The organism is Mycolicibacter longobardus, assembly GCF_002102265.1.
GTDB classification, from domain to species: Bacteria; Actinomycetota; Actinomycetes; order Mycobacteriales; family Mycobacteriaceae; genus Mycobacterium; species Mycobacterium longobardum.
The window spans coordinates 1-17,600 of record NZ_LQPG01000011.1 but is presented as its reverse complement, the minus strand read 5'-3'; the positions used below and the strand labels follow the sequence as shown (position 1 = coordinate 17,600).

General features: G+C 65.2%; 15 protein-coding genes and 2 pseudogenes. 7 read left to right on the top strand and 10 right to left on the bottom strand.

Annotated elements, in window-relative coordinates; translation table 11 throughout:
- The first annotated feature begins 44 nt into the window (after nt 1-44).
- Both AWC16_RS06220 and AWC16_RS06215 read left to right on the top strand, forming a co-directional pair.
- Nucleotides 45-677 (top strand): TetR/AcrR family transcriptional regulator, encoded by a 633-nt coding sequence (locus AWC16_RS06220; RefSeq protein WP_085263929.1) that lies wholly within the window; start codon nt 45-47, stop codon nt 675-677.
- A gap of 19 nt (nt 678-696) precedes the next feature.
- Nucleotides 697-1,383, top strand: a complete 687-nt coding sequence (locus tag AWC16_RS06215) for a cutinase family protein (RefSeq protein WP_085263928.1) — start codon at nt 697-699, stop codon at nt 1,381-1,383.
- Between the two features lie 44 nt (nt 1,384-1,427).
- Here AWC16_RS06215 and AWC16_RS06210 read toward each other — a convergent pair whose 3' ends face one another.
- Nucleotides 1,428-2,636 carry a cytochrome P450 gene (locus tag AWC16_RS06210; RefSeq protein WP_085263927.1) on the bottom strand — a complete coding sequence of 403 codons (1,209 nt, stop codon included), beginning with the start codon at nt 2,634-2,636 and terminating at the stop codon, nt 1,428-1,430.
- A gap of 197 nt (nt 2,637-2,833) precedes the next feature.
- Between AWC16_RS06210 and AWC16_RS06205 the strand changes: the two are divergent.
- A pseudogene (locus tag AWC16_RS06205) lies at nt 2,834-3,386 on the top strand (TetR/AcrR family transcriptional regulator).
- On the opposite strand, the gene AWC16_RS06200 reads toward AWC16_RS06205, so the two are convergent.
- From AWC16_RS06200 to AWC16_RS06170, 7 genes are all read right to left on the bottom strand, one after another.
- Nucleotides 3,383-4,117, bottom strand: a complete 735-nt coding sequence (locus tag AWC16_RS06200; protein ID WP_085263926.1) for a DUF2652 domain-containing protein — start codon at nt 4,115-4,117, stop codon at nt 3,383-3,385. The pseudogene AWC16_RS06205 and the gene AWC16_RS06200 overlap by 4 nt on opposite strands.
- A 34-nt stretch (nt 4,118-4,151) precedes the next feature.
- Nucleotides 4,152-5,006: a sigma-70 family RNA polymerase sigma factor gene (locus tag AWC16_RS06195; RefSeq protein ID WP_085263925.1), complete on the bottom strand. Its 855-nt coding sequence runs from the start codon at nt 5,004-5,006 to the stop codon at nt 4,152-4,154.
- A gap of 69 nt (nt 5,007-5,075) precedes the next feature.
- A complete protein-coding gene (locus AWC16_RS06190) occupies nt 5,076-5,855 on the bottom strand; it encodes a MerR family transcriptional regulator (RefSeq protein ID WP_085263924.1) in 780 nt (259 codons plus the stop codon).
- Between the two features lie 9 nt (nt 5,856-5,864).
- Nucleotides 5,865-7,349, bottom strand: coding sequence for a flavin-containing monooxygenase (locus AWC16_RS06185; RefSeq protein ID WP_085263923.1), 1,485 nt, complete (start codon nt 7,347-7,349; stop codon nt 5,865-5,867).
- Nucleotides 7,350-7,361: 12 nt separating this feature from the next.
- Nucleotides 7,362-8,282, bottom strand: a complete 921-nt coding sequence (locus AWC16_RS06180; RefSeq protein ID WP_085263922.1) for a reductase — start codon at nt 8,280-8,282, stop codon at nt 7,362-7,364.
- A 38-nt stretch (nt 8,283-8,320) separates the two neighbouring features.
- Nucleotides 8,321-9,190, bottom strand: a complete 870-nt coding sequence (locus tag AWC16_RS06175) for an SDR family NAD(P)-dependent oxidoreductase (protein ID WP_085263921.1) — start codon at nt 9,188-9,190, stop codon at nt 8,321-8,323.
- Nucleotides 9,190-10,182: an alpha/beta hydrolase gene (locus tag AWC16_RS06170; protein WP_085263920.1), complete on the bottom strand. Its 993-nt coding sequence runs from the start codon at nt 10,180-10,182 to the stop codon at nt 9,190-9,192. The genes AWC16_RS06175 and AWC16_RS06170 overlap by 1 nt, the downstream gene beginning before the upstream one ends.
- Nucleotides 10,183-10,309: 127 nt before the next feature.
- Between AWC16_RS06170 and AWC16_RS06165 the strand changes: the two genes are divergently transcribed.
- The 4 genes from AWC16_RS06165 (at nt 10,310) to AWC16_RS06145 (ending at nt 14,674) form a co-directional block, all read left to right on the top strand.
- Nucleotides 10,310-10,555, top strand: a complete 246-nt coding sequence (locus tag AWC16_RS06165) for a type II toxin-antitoxin system Phd/YefM family antitoxin (protein ID WP_085263919.1) — start codon at nt 10,310-10,312, stop codon at nt 10,553-10,555.
- Nucleotides 10,552-10,944, top strand: coding sequence for a type II toxin-antitoxin system VapC family toxin (locus tag AWC16_RS06160; protein ID WP_085263918.1), 393 nt, complete (start codon nt 10,552-10,554; stop codon nt 10,942-10,944). The genes AWC16_RS06165 and AWC16_RS06160 overlap by 4 nt, the downstream gene beginning before the upstream one ends.
- Before the next feature lie 662 nt (nt 10,945-11,606).
- On the top strand, nt 11,607-13,310 hold the full coding sequence (locus tag AWC16_RS25510; protein ID WP_165759172.1) for a hypothetical protein: 1,704 nt from the start codon (nt 11,607-11,609) through the stop codon (nt 13,308-13,310).
- A gap of 605 nt (nt 13,311-13,915) precedes the next feature.
- On the top strand, nt 13,916-14,674 hold the full coding sequence (locus AWC16_RS06145) for a PE-PPE domain-containing protein (RefSeq protein ID WP_085263917.1): 759 nt from the start codon (nt 13,916-13,918) through the stop codon (nt 14,672-14,674).
- 1,073 nt (nt 14,675-15,747) lie between these two features.
- Here AWC16_RS06145 and AWC16_RS06140 read toward each other — a convergent pair.
- Both AWC16_RS06140 and AWC16_RS06135 read right to left on the bottom strand, forming a co-directional pair.
- Nucleotides 15,748-16,119: pseudogene (locus AWC16_RS06140) on the bottom strand (integrase core domain-containing protein); the annotation flags it as partial.
- A 58-nt stretch (nt 16,120-16,177) separates the two neighbouring features.
- Entirely contained in the window at nt 16,178-17,407 is a 1,230-nt protein-coding gene (locus AWC16_RS06135; RefSeq protein ID WP_085264103.1) for an IS256 family transposase, read from the bottom strand.
- Nucleotides 17,408-17,600 lie beyond the last annotated feature (193 nt).

Genomic DNA, 17,600 nt, shown 5'->3' with positions numbered 1-17,600 from the left:
AGAATCATAGTGGTCACTATGGAAACGTTGTTAGGATCCGTGGGATGACGCAACCGGTGCCGCGGCGCAGCAACAAGCGGGGGCAGGCCACCCGCGAGGCGATGCTGGACGCGGCGGTGCGTTCGCTGGCCACCGGCGACCCGGGTGCGGTGTCGGCCAGCCGGATCGCCAAGGAGAGCGGCGCCACCTGGGGTGCGGTGCAGTACCAGTTCGGCGACGTCGACGGCTTCTGGGCGGCGGTGTTGCACCGCACCGCCGAACGTCGCAACGCCGCGATGGCGGCGTTTGCCGGAGTGAAATCGGATGCGCCGCTGCGGGATCGGGTTGCGGCGATCATCGACACGCTGTACGACGGTCTGGCGTCGCAGGATTCGCGGGCGATCGAGAATCTACGGGCCGCCCTCCCCCGCGACCATCACGAGCTGGAACGGTTGTATCCCCGCACCGCGGCGGAGTTGTTCTCCTGGGGCCGCAGTTGGCTTGCGACCTGCCACCAGGCATTCGCCGATCTGGACGTCGATCCCCAACGGGTGCGCGAGGTGGCCGCGCTGATCCCCGGTGCGATGCGCGGGTTGGTCTCCGAGCGCCAGCTGGGTTCCTACGCCGATCTCGACGAGGCCCGTCGCGGTCTGACCAATGCGCTGGCCGGGTATCTGGATCGGTCGCGGAGCGGGTGAGCCCACTACTATCCAGTTCGTGAGCGATTCCTCGACCCGCCGGTTGCGACTCACAAGTCTGGGCATCGTGTTGGCGGCAGCCCTGCTGACCGGGCCCGTCATGATTCCCGCCGGCGCACCCGGCGCCGTTGCACCGGCCGGCGCGGCCTGCCCCGACGTCGAAGTGGTGTTCGCCCGCGGGCGCCTGGAATCACCCGGGGCCGGCGCGGTCGGCAACGCGTTCGTCAGCGCGCTGCGCTCCAAGACCTCCAAGAACGTCAGTCTGTATGCGGTGAACTACCCCGCCGACAATCAGATCGACCAGGGCGCCAACGACATGAGCGCCCACATCCAGAACACGATCAACGGATGCCCGAACACCCGCATAGTGCCGGGGGGCTACTCGCTGGGCGCGGCCGTCGCCGACGTGGTGCTCGCGGTCCCCTTCAAGGTATGGAGCTTCAGAAATCCGCTGCCGGCGGGTGCCGACGAGCACATCGCCGCGGTTGCGCTGTTCGGCAACGGCAGTCAGTGGGTCGGCCCCATCACGAACTTCAATCCGATCTACAACGACCGCACCATCGAGCAGTGTCACGGCGCCGACCCCGTCTGCAACCCCGCCGACCCGAACACCTGGCGAGAGAACTGGCCGCAACACCTGGCCAGCGCCTATATCTCGTCAGGCATGGTCAGCCAAGCGGCCGACTTCGTCGCCGGAAGGCTGTAGCCGGGATTATTTCGCGCTGGTCGCCTATCACGAAGGGGCCCGCGTCAACTGACGGCGAGCCGCAGGCTGCAGCGACGGCGGACCAGGATGCTGGGCAACCACTCGCCGACGTCGTCGGCCTCGATCCAGCTGGTGCGATCCAACAACATCCGCAACACGACCTGGGCTTCCAGTCGGGCCAGCGCCGCTCCGACACAGAAGTGCACACCTTTGCCGAACGACACATGATTCTTGGCGCTGTCGCGGTCGAGGTGAAACTCGTTGGGTACGGCGAACTGCTGTGGGTCGCGGTTGGCTGCGCCCCATAACAGCAGCAGTCGCGAGTTGGCGGGGACGTCGACTCCGGCCAGCGTGGTGTCGCGCCACACATGCCGATAGTGGCCGCGGAACGGGGATTCGAGACGCAGGGTCTCTTCGATGAACGCGGACAACAGTCCCGGGTTCTCACGTAGTCGGCGTTGAACGTCGGGACGGTCAACGAGGATCCACGCCGCACTACCCAGCAGTGACGCCGTGGACTCGCCGGCCGCACTGAACAGCGTCAGCATTATCGCCAACGCCGGCAACTGATCCAACTCCCCCGAGGCGCAGCGGGCGGCCAGGTCGGCAATCAGACCAGACTCCGTTGCGGTATCAGCATTTTCGAAGTGCTCCAGAACATAGCCGGACAGCTCGATCGCCGACACGCCGGCCGCTTCGAGCTGTTCGGCGGTGACGATGCCGTCCAGCAGCGTGGTCGTGGCGTAGCCGAGCCGGATGAGCTTGTCGACGTCGTCGTCGGGCAACCCCAACAACCGGGCGACCACCATCATGGGCAACCGGTTGGCCACCGCACCCAGCCATTCGATGTGGCCATCGCGTAGGTTCTCCGCCCACAAACGATCCGCCGTGCCTACCGCGAACTCTTCGATGGTACGAACCCGCTTGGCTGACAAGTGCGGCAGCAAGATCTTGCGGTGCTGGGCATGCACCGGGTCGTCCGCGGTGGCAAGGGTATGAACCGGGCCACCGGGCGGCCCCATGTCGAACGGGGTGACAGTGCCGTCGGGGTGGTAGACCATGGTCGCGGTGAGGTTCGACGAAAAGTCATCGACACGTTCGACGGCTTCGAGCAAGGCGTCCCAAGCACACACGACGTAGAAGACCGAATCCCCCACCTGATGCACCGGCGCCTCGGCACGTAGCCGGTCATACAGCGGATACGGATCTTGAATCGTGTCCGCGCCGAAGAACCGGACCGGGTCGACCGTCATGAGGTCAGGCTGACGGCGCTCGCAACGAACCGTCAACGGGCCAAGACGAAGTTGACGGACACATTGAGGCTCGACGCGTGGCCGCCAGACCGGGCCACCGGGAACCACCAGCACATCAGGGTGAGAAATTGTGGCAAAAATTCTCACACTGAGAGAAACTGGATGACTGCTTTCGCCTACTCGGATTGGGGAAACGGATGGCACGCACCGATTGGCTGGTGGGACAGGATCGTCGCAGCGCAGCCGCCGAACGGATACCACGCCGCGGCGGCTGGTCTCATCGCTCGTCGCGGGTATGAGTCCTTCACGATCGAGGACCTGGCGGCCGCGGTGCACTGTTCGCCGGCGACCATCTACCGGCATGCCGGTGGCAAGGCGGCCATCCGCGACGCTGTGGTGGCGATACACGCCGAACGCATCGTGGAGTCGGCACGCGAAGCCATTGAAGACCTCGACGGCCCGGACCGGGTGGTCACCGCAACCCTGGTCGCGCTGCGGCGCCTGCAGTCCGACCCGCTGGCGCAGTTCATGCGCCCGAAGCACACCGGCCCGGTCAGCGAATGGATCACCAGCTCTCCAACAGTCATCCGGTTCGCCGCCGAGATGCTGGGCTACGACAACGACGATCCGTTGGCCGGCCAGTGGCTGATACGCGTGTTCCTGGCGCTGTGGTGTTGGCCGCTCAGTGATCCCGCTGCCCAGCGCAGCATGGTGGAGCGGTTTCTCGGTCCGGCTTACAGCCAGGCCTAACGTGCCGGAAACTCAGCCCACCGAGGGCTCCGGGCACCGCGGCCCAGGCCGCGGAATCCCTCGCAGGGTTCCTTGGCGCCGAAGACGAACGGCAGCGCGCTGAGGAGGAATTTCAGGCGGTCGCCCAAGCCCATGGCGACTTCGGACGGCTGCACCGCCGAGTTCGCCAGATCCAGGTAGTACGTGGGCGTTTCACCCAGACCCTCGAAGTCGTGCACCAGCGGCGTGCAGATTCGGCGGATCGGTTCGTCGAGGCACTGCGCGATGGCTTCGGTCATCAACACGTATTCCGGTACCGGCACCTGGTTCTTCAGCATCCGGTGCACCAGGATGACGTCGACTCCGGCGAGTTCGGTGTGGCGCTTGACCTTGTGCTCGGCCACCTCGCCCTGATGCGCGACGAACTTCAGGGACAGGTTCATCAGCTGCTCGCAAGCCTCGCACCGACAGCTGCGGCCGTTCTCGACCCGGGCTCGGCGATCGACAAACGCCTGATGCATTCGGGTCAGCCGCTCACTGACCAGGCTTCGGGCATCACCGTCGGGCGCCCAGAAGAAGGCCGCGTCGCCCTCCAGCTTCGCCAGCTTCATGCCCTTGGCGGCGTCGATCACCGATTCGAGCAGCGTGGCCACCGCCATCTGAGCATGCACCAGATGGGTCCGGTTCCAGTTCATGTAGGCGGTGTAGCCGCCGATGTCGGCGATGACGAGCACCGCGCGCCGGAGGGCCATGGAATCAACAGTCTAGTCCGGGTTTCCGACGACGTCAGATGTCGAGTTCCCGGAGACGTTCGGCAGCGGTGAGGATGTCGATTTCGACGATCTTGTCGGCGACGACGGTGAATCCCATGACCGACATCGGTCGCCCATCTGCGAGCGCGACGACGCCGGCCACACCATTGACCAGGACCGGCCGAACGGATTCGGCATGGCGCGCGAACAGCAGCGCATGCTCGGCGGCGGAGTGCGCGCCGCGCAGTTCCTGCGGCTGTGGCGCTCCGGTGTCGGCGCGCACCAGAACATCGGGATCCAGGGTGGCCACCAGGGCGTCAAAGTCACCGCCTCGGGCCGCGGCCAGGAATGCGTCGACGATCTGTCGCTGGCGGGCGAGATCCGCGTCGGGTACCGGAACGCCCCGGACTCGACGGCGGGCGCGGCTGGCCAACTGCCGGGTGGCGACCGGTGAGCGGTCCACGATGGGCGCGATCTCCTCGAACGGGACGCCGAAGGTGTCGTGCAGCACGAACGCGACCCGCTCGGCCGGGGTGAGGGTGTCGAGCACCACCAGCAAAGCCAGGCCGAGCGAGTCGGCCAGCACCGCTTCGTCTTCGGGAGCGGGATCGTCGCAAGCCAGGATCAGGTCCGGCAGCCGGGCGTCGAGAGGATCCTCACGCCGCGAATGGCGAACCCGAAGCATGTCCAGGGATACCCGCGCCACCACCGTCGTCAACCATCCGGCCAGATTGTCGACCTGCTCGACGTCGGTGCGGGTCAGCCGCAGCCACGCCTCCTGCACCGCGTCGTCGGCTTCGGCGAGTGACCCCAGCATCCGGTAGGCGACCCCACGCAGATGGGCGCGTTTGTCTTCGAACCGCTTCGCCAGCCAGTCCGCGTCGTCCACCGGTCACATCCCTCGGGTCGCTCTCCGTCAATTGTGTGACGGATGGACCGGTGAGAACGTGACAAGGAGTCAGGCGTTGCCCTCCAGGCGAACGTCGTGCTCTTCACCCTCCTGGCCCTCCTGCCGGTAGCGCCGCAGCTCGGCGCGAACGGCCGCATCGAAGGCCCGGTCCAAACTCGCGTGCGCGGATCGCCTCGCCACGCGGCGCATGGCGTCCACCAGGTCGGCCGCCCAGGCGAGTTCGGTCTCGTTGCTCGGCAACCAGCCGGGTCCTCGCTGGCGCACAACCTCCGAATATCCGCTGCCGGTCAGGACACTGGCCGCTTCGTCGAGCTTCTTGTCGACGGCGGTGGTGGCCTGCAGTATCGCCGTCAGCGGCATACCGCGCGAAACCAGCGTGGCGAAGTCATCGACCTGACGAAGATCAGCCACCCGATAGACGTTCTCGGCGTCGGTCGGCTCGATCACGCCGCCGTCGGTCAGTCGACGCAGCATCGGCGCGTCCAGCCGTCCCAGCCGGGTCTCCAACTGTTCGCGCGTCATGGTCTGCGACACCGGACGTGACCACGGCGCGGTCACCAGCTCACCCAGATCGGCCAGATTGAGCACCTCGACCAGATCCTCGCCGCGCTGCAGCCCGGTCAGGAACTTCAGGATGTGCTTGACCGTGAAACCCTCGCTGAGCAGCCGGATGATCGCCTCCAGTTGCTTGAGATGCCGGTCGGTGTAGATCGCGACCCGGCCCCGGCGCTGGGGCCGGGGCAGCAGACCGCTCTCCTGGTAGACCCGCACGTTGCGCGTGGTCGTCCCCGCCTCCCGCGCGAGGTCGTCGATCCGGTACTCGGTCATCGTGGCAGCCTATGCGGTCAGCACCGGTTCATCGCTGACCTGCGGGGCGGTGATCTTGTAGTCGCGCAGGTCCAGCTTCTTGAGCTGGTTGACGTATTGAGTGGCGAACCCCGGGAACATGGTGGGGTTGAACCCGTCCTCGGTCAGGTACCAGCTCTGGCAGCCGGAATTCCAGGTGGTGGATTTCAGCCGGCGCTGGATGTCCTCGTTGTAGTCCTGTTGGACCTCGGGCCGCACGTCGAGCGACTTCCAGCCGTACCGGAGCAGGGCCCCGATCGCGTCGACGATGTAGTCGATCTGCGCCTCCATGTAGACCAGCGCCGAGCTGTGCCCGGGTCCAGAATTCGGGCCGAACGTGAAGTACAGGTTGGGATATCCCGACACCGCAACGCTGCGATAGGCGTAGGCGCCGCGGCTCCATTCGGACGCCAGGTCCCTGCCGTCGAGACCGGAGACCGGGAACGGGGTCCCGGCCTTGGACACGTCGAAACCGGTCGCGAACACGATGGCGTCGAATTGGTGCTCGATGCCCTCGACGGTGCGGATCCCCTTCGGCGAAATCCGGGCGATCGGCCAGGTCACCAATTTGCAGTTGTCGGCCTGCAGCGCCGGGTAGTAGTCGCTGGACATCAGCAGCCGCTTGCACCCAGCCGAGAAGTCGGGTTTGAGCTGGCGGCGCAGCCACGGATCCTTCACCTGCATGCGCAGATTCGCGAGGCTCACCGCTTCGACGAGCCGCGTGAACGGGGTGTCCCACACCACGCCGACGGCCACCGACTCGTGACCCCAGAACCACGCCGCCCGCGTCAGGCTTTGGGCCACGGGAAGTTCCCGGTAGAGCCGCTTCAGCCAGCCGCTGGTCGACCGATTGATCCGCGGCAGCACCCACCCGGGTGTGCGCTGGAAGACCTTGACCGACTCGGCGGTCTTGACCAGTTCCGGGATGATCTGCACCCCGCTGGCGCCGGTTCCGATCACCGCGACCCGCTTGCCGGTGAAGTCGTAGTCGTGATCCCAACGCGCGCTGTGGATCTTGTGCCCCTGGTAGCTGTCGATCCCGGGGATCTCGGGGAAGCTGGCGTTGGCCAGCGGCCCGGAGGCGACGATCACGGTGCGGGCCCGCACCGGGTCCCGGCCCTCCAGGTCCACGGTCCACTCGCCGGCCTCCGCGTCGTAGGCGATGCCGGTGACCGTGTGGTCGAACCGGATGTGCGGCGCGATGCCCGACGAGTCGACCATGTGGTCGATGTAGGACAGGATCTCGTCGCTGCCCGAGTAGGTGTGCGACCACTCCGGATTCGGCGCGAAGCTGTATGAGTACAGCCGCGACGGAATGTCGCACGCGGCACCGGGATAGGTGTTGTCGCGCCAAGTGCCGCCGACACGCGAATCGCGTTCGAAGATCACGAAATCGGTGATGCCCTCGTCTTTGAGACGGATGGCGGCACCGATTCCGGCGAAGCCGGCGCCGATGATGGCTACTGAGATGGTCATTGATGCAGTCCCCTATGCGACCGGCTCGTAGGTCAGTTCGTCCGACCAGGTCGGCGTGTACCGCACCAACGGCATCGGGATGACGCCGGTGACCTTCACCAGCGAGTCGGCCAGCCAGTGGTACTTGGAACTGCGGTCGATCACCTTCTTGGCGTGCCAGGAGACGAACCGGTACATCGGCACCCGGCGGGCGAAAGCGCTTCGTTCCCCGACGTTCTGGAAACGCCGCATGGCCTGGTAGAGGCGTTCTTCGTTGACGCCCATCGCCACGATGTTGTCGCGCATCTTGTTCAGCAGCGGGAAGTAGCTCAGCGTCCCGATCAGCAGTGCGGGGTTCATCCAGCTGCCGACCAACTCGACGAGCAGCTTTCGCATGTCGGCGTGGCCCAGAATGTCCATCACCTCGAAGTCGACCGCCAGGTGCCGGGATTCATCGGAGTTGATCCGCTTGAACACCTCCTGCGCCACCGGGTCTTTGACCTCGTCGGTGATGAACTTGATCAGTGCGCCGTCCAGCGCCACTTCCAGCATCGGGATGACGGTGCCCAGGATCGACAGCGACATGCCGTCGGAGAACTTGTCCAGCCAGGTGATCACCAACTGCACGTTGACACTCGGGGCCGGAATCTCGTCGCCGTCGAGCATGCCCCAGCGGCGCATCAACGCCAGCTCGGCGTTCGCGTGCTTCTGCTCCTCGGCGTGGAAGTGCTCGTAGATGCTCTTCAGCGTCGGGGTCGGGGCCTTCTTGGCCAGCGCGGCAAATCCGCGGGCGCCGACATTCTCGATCCACATCAGGTCGGTCATGAACGGCTTGAGCTTGGCCCACAGCTCCGGCTCGATCAGCTCGGCGCCCGGCGCATCCCAGTCGATGTCGACCAAGGCCCATTGCCTGTCCTTGATCTTCTGCAGCATTTCGTCCAGATCCATCGCCATGATCAGCGGTGTCCTTTCATGAGGCGGTCGGTGGGAGGTCAGTTCTTGGGAAGGACGCGGCCCAGCAGCCCGGCACCGCGGGCGTAGAGCGCGGGGAAATGTCTCTTCAGGTGCCAGATGACGGTGGCGTCAAGCTGCGGCACCACGTACAGCTGGCCGGCGTCGTGCGCGTCCAAGGTTCGCGCCGCAACGTTGTCGGCAGACAATCCGGTCCAGCGGGCCAGCTGCTGGCTGAGGCTCATCGAGCTGGGGGTGATCCGGCCGTCGGTGAAGACATTGGTCTTCACGAACGTCGGGCACAGGACGGTGACGGCAACGTCGGTGCCGTCCAGTTCGGCGGCCAGGGTCTCCGACAGCGACATCACGCCGGCCTTCGACACGTTGTAGGCCGCCATTGACGGCGCGGCGGCGAATCCGGCCGCCGAGGCCACGTTGATGATCCCGCCGCGACCGGCTTCCCGCAGCAGCGGCGTGAAGATCTCGCAGCCGTACACCACGCCCCACAGGTTGATCCCGAGCGCCCAGTCCCAGTCCTCGAAACCGATGTCGCCGACGGGTTTGCCGCCGATGCCGACGCCGGCGTTGTTGATCACCAGGGTGGGCGCGCCGCCGAAGATCTCCTGGGCCTGCTTGGCCAGAAGTTCGATCGCGCTGCGGTCCGACACGTCGCACTGCACGGCATGCCCGGTGCCGGTGGGCAGCTGCTCGATCAGGGCGACCGTCTCGGCGGCCCGTTCGGCGTCGATGTCCGCGCAGATGATGTCGCCGCCGCGGCGGGCCAGTTCCAGGGCGAATGAACGTCCGATGCCACTGCCGGCGCCGGTGACCACGGCCTTGGCGTTGGCCGTGCGGGGCGGGCCGCGAAAGATGCTGAGCACCGTGTCGAACACCGTGTCGATTCCGAACATCAGCAGGTCGCTCCGATTTCGTCAGATCGCTGGTCGCTGTAGACCTCGGCGATGAAGGCCGCCACGCGGCGCAGTGCGGATTTGGACTCCGGGGCCAGCCGCGGCAGGGCCTGGAAGACGTGGACCATGCCCGGCCACACCTCCAGGGTGCTGACGCCGCCGGCCCGGCGGATCTCGGCGTCCAGGTATCGCGCGTCGGCGCTGAGCATCTCGAAACCGCCGACCTGGGTGAGCACCGGCGGTAGCCGATCCGCGCGGCTGAAGTCGAGCCGAAGACGCACGTTGTCGGGATCCTGTCCTGCAACGTAGAGCGCCACCAGGCCGCGCGCAGCGGCCGCCGATATCGCGGGGTCCAGCCGCACGGCTTCCTGCTGTTCGGCCAGCCCCAGCGTGAGGTCGATCAGCGGCGAGAACAGCACCACACCGGCAGGCTGAAACTCCGGTTCACCGGCATGCGCGAGCAGCATGTCGCAGGTCAGATGGCCCCCGGCGGAGTCCGCCCCGATCACGATGTCCGATGCCAGATACCCCTGGCCCAACAGCCATCGGTAGCCGGCTTCAACATCGTCGGCCGCTGTGGGGAACCGGTGCTCGGGCGCCAACCGGTAGTCGACCACGAACATCGGCAGGCCGGTGGCCTGCGACAGCCTGGCGACCAGCTTGCGGTGAGTGCGCGCCGAGCAGATCACGTAGGCGCTTCCGTGCACGTAGTAGCCGGCCCGCCGGCCGAACTCGACGCCGGGCCCGAGCACCCATTCACCCCGTACTCCTGGGCCGCGGACCGGAAGGATCCTGGTCCCGTCCGGCATCGACCCGAGCGTGCCCATGATGGTGGCGATCAATCCGCGCGCGAACCAGACACCGGGTCGATTCATCGGAATGACGTTGTTGAGGTGGCGCAACGTCCAGCGGGTTGCGGTGGCCGAGACCACCGCACGCGACGTTGCGCGGGTGGGTACAGCCGGAAGTTCTGAGCCATCGGCTTCTGTCACGACAGTGAGGACACCATCGATTGTGCCATTTGTCAATGGCGCAATCAGCGGTGTACCTTGCGCGCTCGGACAGCCGCTGCAGTATCGACTCCTATCGCTGCTGAGCTCGCGCGACTAAACTAAGCTAATGACTAAGTCCACCGTGCTGCGAGTGGGAGTCCACGAAGCGAAAACACGCTTGTCGGAGCTGCTGCGGCTCATCGACAGCGGGCAGGAGATCGAGATCGCCCGCGGCGGCGACCCCGTGGCGAAGCTGGTGCCGATCCGCCCTCGCGAGACACGGCAGTTGGGTATCGATGAGGGCGTGTTCGCGGTGCCCGATGATTTCGACGCACCGCTGCCCGATGACGTACTCGAAGACTTCTACCGGTGAGTCGCTACCTGGTCGATACCCACGTCTGGCTGTGGATGCAGACCGACCCCGGCCGGCTTGGCGATGAAACCCGGGCACTCGTCCACGATGTCCGCAACACCCTGCTGCTCTCGGCCGCCAGCGCCTGGGAGATCGCGATCAAGTACCGGCTCGGAAAGCTCCCGCTGCCCGAGCCACCGACCGTCTATGTGCCCGACCGCATGCGCCGCTCGGGAACTTCCCCGCTGCCGGTCGACCATGCCCACACGTTGCGGACGGCCGAGCTTCCCGATCATCATCGAGATCCGTTCGACCGCGTCTTGATCGCGCAGGCGCAACTCCTCGATCTGACCATCATCACCGCCGACGGGCAGTTGTCCGAGTACGACGTCGCGGTGCTCGGCGCTTGAGTCATAGCTGAACCGGGTCTCATCCCGACCACTGCATGGTCGCCTTGATCGCGACACCGACTGATCGACCTAACAGACGCTGAGTCACCGCAGGCGCGCCCGGCCTCCCATGGCTACCCCCGTTTGGCGACCGAATCTGGAACCAACGGCAGTTCCGATCACGTTTCACATATTGCGCAGCAGACATATTGCATATCAACAATACATACCTCTAGCAGCGTCAATGGTAAATCCCAAGTAAGGCTGTCGCGTATCGCTTGACGGCCCTTTCCCGCCTCCTTGTCCAGGCCATAAATCTGTGACTATATTGACCAACGTTACGGCTGCATTAGCTCATGCTGAAGCATATATATGCGGAACTACATATATGGAGAAGGGCATATATGCGGAGGGGTAAATATGCGGAACGATAGATATTCGAAAGGGAACATATGAGGGGTATCGCATATGCAGAAGGGCGTATATGCGAATAGTCATATATGCAAAAAGGCGCATATGCGGATGCATCTATGCAGCTCTAACAGGTTCAACGGGCCACACAACACTACGGAGGAGTACATATGAACGGTCGCTATGAAGCGCGGAGTCGCGTCCGAGAGCGTCGTCGTGCAATCGGCGCCACCAGCGCAGTCAGTGCATTCTTGGCGTTCGGCCTGGGGACGATGGCAACGGCACCGAAAGCGCACGCCGATTTCGACTGGCTGGTCGATTTTCTGGACGTCAGCGCGGTATCCGTCGATGCGGTGGGCCCCGCCGATGCGGGCTCGGATGACTTCTTCCTTGACCTGATCAACGGTTTCGGACTCTATGAGGTTCTTTTCGGTCGGTTATTGGTCGGTGACGGAATCGACGGCTTTACCGGCGACAACACCTCGCTATTCGGCTGGCTGCCCGGTATCGGCGATCTCGGAGACGGCGGGCTCCTCTATGGCAACGGTGGCGCCGGCAGCGACGCCGCCTTCGTGGACAACCTGGTCATCGCTGCCGGGGCGGGCGGCAACGCCGGACTGATCGGCAACGGCGGCGCCGGCGGCGCCGGGTTGGACGCCGGCTACTACGGCGGCGACACCCTGATCGAGGCCACGGCCGGTGGTGCCGGTGGTTCCGGTGGCTGGTTGTTCGGCGACGGCGGCGACGGCGGCGCCGGTGGTTCCGGCTGGAGTGGGATCCTCGCCGACGGGCTCAACGGCAGCGCCGGTGCTGCTGGTGGCGCGGCGGGCAGCGCCTTCCTCTTCGGCAGTGGCGGTAACGGTGGTGCTGGCGGTGCGGGAGGAAACGGCAGCGCGGGCACCGCCGCCCAGCTGGACCAGGTTGGCGGCGCCGGTGGTCACGGCGGAGCCGGCGGTGCCGGTGGCGCCGGCGGCAGCGGCGGATGGATCACCGGCAACGGTGGCAACGCGGGTGCCGGTGGTGACGGTGGTGACGGCGGGATCGGGGGCTCCGGTGCCGACAGTCTCGCGCACGATCACGACCACGACCACTACGTCCACGAGGCCACCGAGGGCGGCAACGGCGGCAACGGCGGCGAAGGCGGCGCTGCGGGTGCAGCCGGAGCTGCACGCAGCATATTCGGCACGAACGGCAACGCCGGAACCCTCGGGACCGGCGGTGACGGCGGGGCAGGCGGCAACGGCGGTGCCGGCGCGGTCGACGGTGACAGCTTCATCTCCGCGGGTGCTGCAGGCGGCGCGGGCGGCGACGGCGGGAATGGGAGCATCGGCGGCGCAGGCGGAGCGGGTGGCAATGGCAGCGCAGGCATCATCGGCGGCGTGGGTGGTGCGGGCGGCAACGGCGGTACCAGCACCGCGGTCGCAGGCGGCGCCGGTGGCGCCGGCGGCAACGGAGGCGATGCCGACGTCCTAGGCGGCAACGGCGGCGCCGGTGGTGCGGGTGGCGACAGCAACACGGGTAGTGGTGGTCAGGGCGGCGTCGGTGGGAACGGCGGCAGCTCTGCCGGCGAGAGCATCACGCTGCCCGACAGCAGCGTCATCCACGGTGCCGGCGGCCAGGGTGGTGCCGGTGGAAACGGCGGCGACAACGCCGACGGCCATGACGTCGGTGGCGACGGCGGTGCCGGTGGCAACGGCGGCAACGGTGCCCTCGATGAATTCGGCGAGGTCCTTGCGCCCGGTGGCGACGGTGGTGCCGGTGGCAACGGCGGAGCATCCGGGAGCCTCCTGGGTGACCCGGGCGAAGCCGGCGGCGAGGCCGACGGCGCAACCGGCGGCGCTGGCGGTGCCGGAGGGGCCGGGCACCCGCACGACCATGACCACGACCACGACCACGGCGGTGACCCCGGTGGTGACCCCGGTGGTGACCACGATCATGACCATGATCACGACCACGATCATGACCACGACCACTAACGCCGGAAAGGAAATCTGACGGTAGCCGGCAGGTCTGCTGTTCACGGTGAGCGCCCCGCACGCCTCGCGTGCGGGGCTCTCTCCGTTGTGCGGGTCAGAGAGTCCCGCGGAAGCGCTTTAATGGACCATTGTGCACAAATTTGTGCACAAATTCTGAAATGGCAAATCACTTACTGGAGTGACGCTTCACTTAGACGTCAGCCTCCCACTGCCCGCCTGATGTAGTCCGCGCGGCGATCAGGGGGCATTCTGGACAACGGCGTGCGCGGCTGCGGCACGAAACACCAGGCCTACCGTTCTGGTCGACAGATGCTTCGTGGGGAGCACCAGATCGGTTGGCATTCAACGCCGTCACCGAACACCGCGCCCAAGGCGTCCTCCGCACGGCGACGCTTAACGCCTTTCCGGCGGGGGCCGATCGTCTTCGGGGGCGAATATTTCGATTCCGCAGAAATCAATTGATTCCAGTTGTAATAATTCTGTCGTTGCAACCGGTTCGCAGCGCATGATCGACATCTACCCGGGGGATGTCGAACAACGTAATCGCCCGTCCAGCACAGCGCTGGACGAGATCATCCGTGCTCGATGCGAACAAGGGGTTACCTATGAAGCGAGTGATCGTCGGCGCCGCTCTGTGTGGCGCCGCGCTGGCGCTGGCCGCTGGAGCCAACGCGGCCAATAACAATTACGATTTCCTCTACGGCTCAACCGACGCATTGGTCTTGGGCCCGACCGGCATCCCGACACCGAGCGCCAACTACATCAGCAACGGGATCGACCTGTATCTCGAGCCGCTGGGATACGGCGGCACCGACGCATCGACGGTAGCGCTGACCATCCCGAATAGCTGGGACTTCTTTGACAGCGTCACGCAGGGGCAAACCATCCTCGTCGACGCCATCCTCGCCGACTACGCCGCCGGCGAGATGGGCTGCGACTCCTCCGGCGTGTGCACCGACCCGCTGACCATCTTCACCTACTCACAAAGCAGCCTCATCGCCTCCTACGCCCAGGAGCAACTCGCTGAAGCCGGCGTCCCCAGCGACGCTCTACGTTTCGTGATGCTCGGCGCCAACCCCGACGCAGTCCCCACCGACCTCTACCCCACCGAAGTCTTCAACATCCAAGGCGACGCATTCGCGGCGTCCCTAGGCCAAAGTTGGATAGACCTGCTGTTCGGGAACACAAATTGGCAGGAACTGCTGTACGGGTTGGCGCTCCATCAGACCTACCTTGGGTTGACGGCCGAGCAAATCGCGTCGGCCACCTCGGTTGTCGACGGAATGACCACGTTCAACGAGATTCCGATGCTCACCACCGCCGAGCTGTGGCAAGCGCTATTCAGCGCTTTCTTTAACGTGTGATGCGCGGGTGAGGCCTTGAGCCGAGCGCCTGCGCTCGGCTCAAGGCACCGGGTGCCATCCGCCGAGCCGTGTTCGACGGCCGTTTTCGCAGGTCGCTGGAGCGTGTGGTGCCGCGTGGGGCCATGTAGGCGATCGGCGAGCGCGGTCCGCTCCGCCGCTAGGCGGGCATCGGGCTTCGCTCACTGCACTTCGCGCACTTGAAGTGTGTTGAGCCTGCCCTTGCTGTGAGCTTTGCTCCGCATTGTGGACAGGTGACGCGCGCACAAGTCTCATTGCACTTCACGCACTTGAAGCGCTTTGCTTCCGCTTTCGTTGTCAACTTGGCACCGCAATGAAGGCACGTCACATGGATGCGGCCATCCGGTGACGGTCGCGGTTTGGCCGGTGATAGCGGCTGTCGTGTGGGTAGCGTCATCGTCAGATGGCACTGCCAGCATTCGAACGTCGATGCTTGGATCGGAATGTTCTGCACGGCATTACAACGTGTGCACTTTGTCGCGTACAGGCCAGGCGGCGCCGCTGGGAGTGCTGGCGGTTTGGCAATGACGACCACCAGTCCAATGATCCCAAGGAAGAACCCCCACCAGAATGAGCCTTCACCAGACAGGTTTTTGCGCTGTCCGACGACCGCCGAGATCGCGCCCCAGAACGCACCCCAGAACAGCACAAGCACTACGAACTCCATTGGGAAAGCATACGAAGCGATTCCTTGGCGAGTCGGCTAATTGCGCTTGGACAGATTGGAACTGCAAGCGTCGATCGCACTAGCGTTGGCCTGCGGGGTCGCGCGATAAATGGCCGCGCTGTTCATGGTCGCGCCGATGGCCAGGGCAATGGTCGGGATGGTGCCGCCGCGCACCCTGCGGGGTTCCGTTTCAGCGGGCCGCGGGCACGGTATAAAGCGGCAACGCGCTGGCACCATGTTTGGCAACTACCCGACGGCCAACGTCTCGTCCAAACCGCTCTGAACTGTGTTTTGTGGTGGGGCTGTTTTGTGGTAGGGCTGTTTTGTGGTAGGGCTGTTCGACCTCGGTTGATCCTTGACGGATCGTCTTCGGTTGATCCTTGACACCCTAGGTTAATGATGGGGCCTGTTCGCGGGTGCGGAAGGCCCGTTTGTTTCTTACCTCGCCGTGGCTGGTTCGCGCGGCGGTCTTGACCAGATCGTCGCCGATGAAAAATCGCAGCAGGTCGCCGTCGACGTGGACATCGCAGCGGGCGCCGGCGTGGTGGGCTCCGACGCTGACTTGCTGCCAGGCCACGCTGACGACCCCGTTGGTGGTGACCCGACGTGACACCCAGTCATCACCGCTGCGATCGACGACCATCGGCGCGCTGGGCCGCGCCGGTGCCCCCGCCGGGCCCGGGGTGAACCGCTCAACCGGGGTGATCATGTCGATTCCTTGGTGCGGGCGGGCGGTGTTGTAATAGTCAACCCACTCGTCCGAGGGCTTGTCAAGATAACTGTGTAAGGAGTTCGGACCATTTCATGTGGATCGGTTCTTATAGCGGGAGTCGGTCGGGGAACTGGATGGCGAAGGTGTTTAGCGCTTCGGTCCAGCGGTAGGTTCCTTGTCCTTGATTTCCTCGTTTCTGGTTGATGTTGCGGATGGCCAGGTAGAGCAGTTTGATCGCGGCCGCATCGGAGGGGAATGAGCCGCGGGCTTTGGTGACTTTGCGCAGCTGGTAGTTCAACGACTCGATGGCGTTGGTGGTGTAGATGATCTTTCGGATTTCGACCGGGAACGCCAGAAACGGTGTGAACTCCGCCCACGCCCGATCCCAAACAGCCACCGCTCCAGGAGATTTGGTCTTCCATTCGGCCCGGAAATCCTCCAGGGCCAGCTTGGCGGCCTCTTCAGTGGCCGCGGTATAGATCGGCCGCAGCGCTTTAGCCATCGCGCGGCGGTCGGTGTAGGAGGCGTAGCGCATCGAGGCCCGCAGCAGATGCACCACGCAGGTCTGGATGACCGCATCCGGCCAGACCGCGGCGATCGATTCGGGCAGGCCGGCCAGCCCGTCGCAGCAGACGAACAGCGCATCCCGGCAGCCCCGGTTGCGCAGCTCGGTCAGTACCCCGTGCCAGAACTTGGCCCCTTCGGTCTGCTGAATCCAGATCCCGAGGACTTGCTTGATCCCCTCGACATCGACCCCGATCACGATATGGGCGGCCTTGTTGGCGACCACGCCGCCGTCGCGGATCTTGATCCGGATCGCGTCGATATACAGGATCGGATACACCGGATCGACCGGTCGGGACTGCCAGGCCGCGATCTCCTCAAGCACGACGTCGGTGACCCGCGAGATCGTGGCCGCCGACACCGTCGCGCCGTACACCTCCTCGAGGTGCTCGGTGATGTCACGGGTGCTCATTCCGCGGGCGTACAGCGACAGAATCATGTCCTCGACCTGGCCCAGGCGCCGTTGGCGTTTGGGCACGATCGCCGGGGTGAAGCTGCCGTTGCGGTCGCGGGGAACCTCGAGTTCGACCGGGCCAGCGGTGGTCAGCACGGTCTTGCGGCCATGCCCGTTGCGGGAATTGCCGGACCCGTTTCCGGCTGGATCGCCGTGTTCGTAGCCGAGATGATCGGCGATCTCGACATCAAGGGCCCGTTCGAGCACCGCCTTGGTCATCTGGGCCAGCAGACCCTCGGGGCCGTCGATCGGGGTGCCTGAGGCTTCTGCATCGGCCAACAACGCGTCCACCGCAGCCGGCGGCAACACTTGCGACAGCCGCTTGGCCGCCTCGTCACGTGAATCAGATCGGGACAACACTCACTCCTGTCCGGCGGTCAGTATGCCTGACCACCATTCAGGCCCAACCCCTTACACAGTCAATGAGACACGCCCTCGTCCAACGCCTGCTGTGCAGCCTTTAAGTTAGTGAAAGGCATTCGTGTACTGAGGAATTCAGCACGCAAACTGC

Bases quoted from the DNA above. Each gene is read 5' to 3' on its own strand.
- AWC16_RS06180 (WP_085263922.1), bottom strand. From the start codon at position 8,282: ATGGCGATGGATCTGGACGAAATGCTGCAGAAGATCAAGGACAGGCAA.
- AWC16_RS06220 (WP_085263929.1), top strand. From the start codon at position 45: ATGACGCAACCGGTGCCGCGGCGCAGCAACAAGCGGGGGCAGGCCACC.
- AWC16_RS06165 (WP_085263919.1), top strand. From the start codon at position 10,310: ATGACTAAGTCCACCGTGCTGCGAGTGGGAGTCCACGAAGCGAAAACA.
- AWC16_RS25510 (WP_165759172.1), top strand. From the start codon at position 11,607: ATGGCAACGGCACCGAAAGCGCACGCCGATTTCGACTGGCTGGTCGAT.
- AWC16_RS06185 (WP_085263923.1), bottom strand. From the start codon at position 7,349: ATGACCATCTCAGTAGCCATCATCGGCGCCGGCTTCGCCGGAATCGGT.
- AWC16_RS06190 (WP_085263924.1), bottom strand. From the start codon at position 5,855: ATGACCGAGTACCGGATCGACGACCTCGCGCGGGAGGCGGGGACGACC.
- AWC16_RS06145 (WP_085263917.1), top strand. From the start codon at position 13,916: ATGAAGCGAGTGATCGTCGGCGCCGCTCTGTGTGGCGCCGCGCTGGCG.
- AWC16_RS06200 (WP_085263926.1), bottom strand. From the start codon at position 4,117: ATGGCCCTCCGGCGCGCGGTGCTCGTCATCGCCGACATCGGCGGCTAC.
- AWC16_RS06210 (WP_085263927.1), bottom strand. From the start codon at position 2,636: ATGACGGTCGACCCGGTCCGGTTCTTCGGCGCGGACACGATTCAAGAT.
- AWC16_RS06175 (WP_085263921.1), bottom strand. From the start codon at position 9,190: ATGTTCGGAATCGACACGGTGTTCGACACGGTGCTCAGCATCTTTCGC.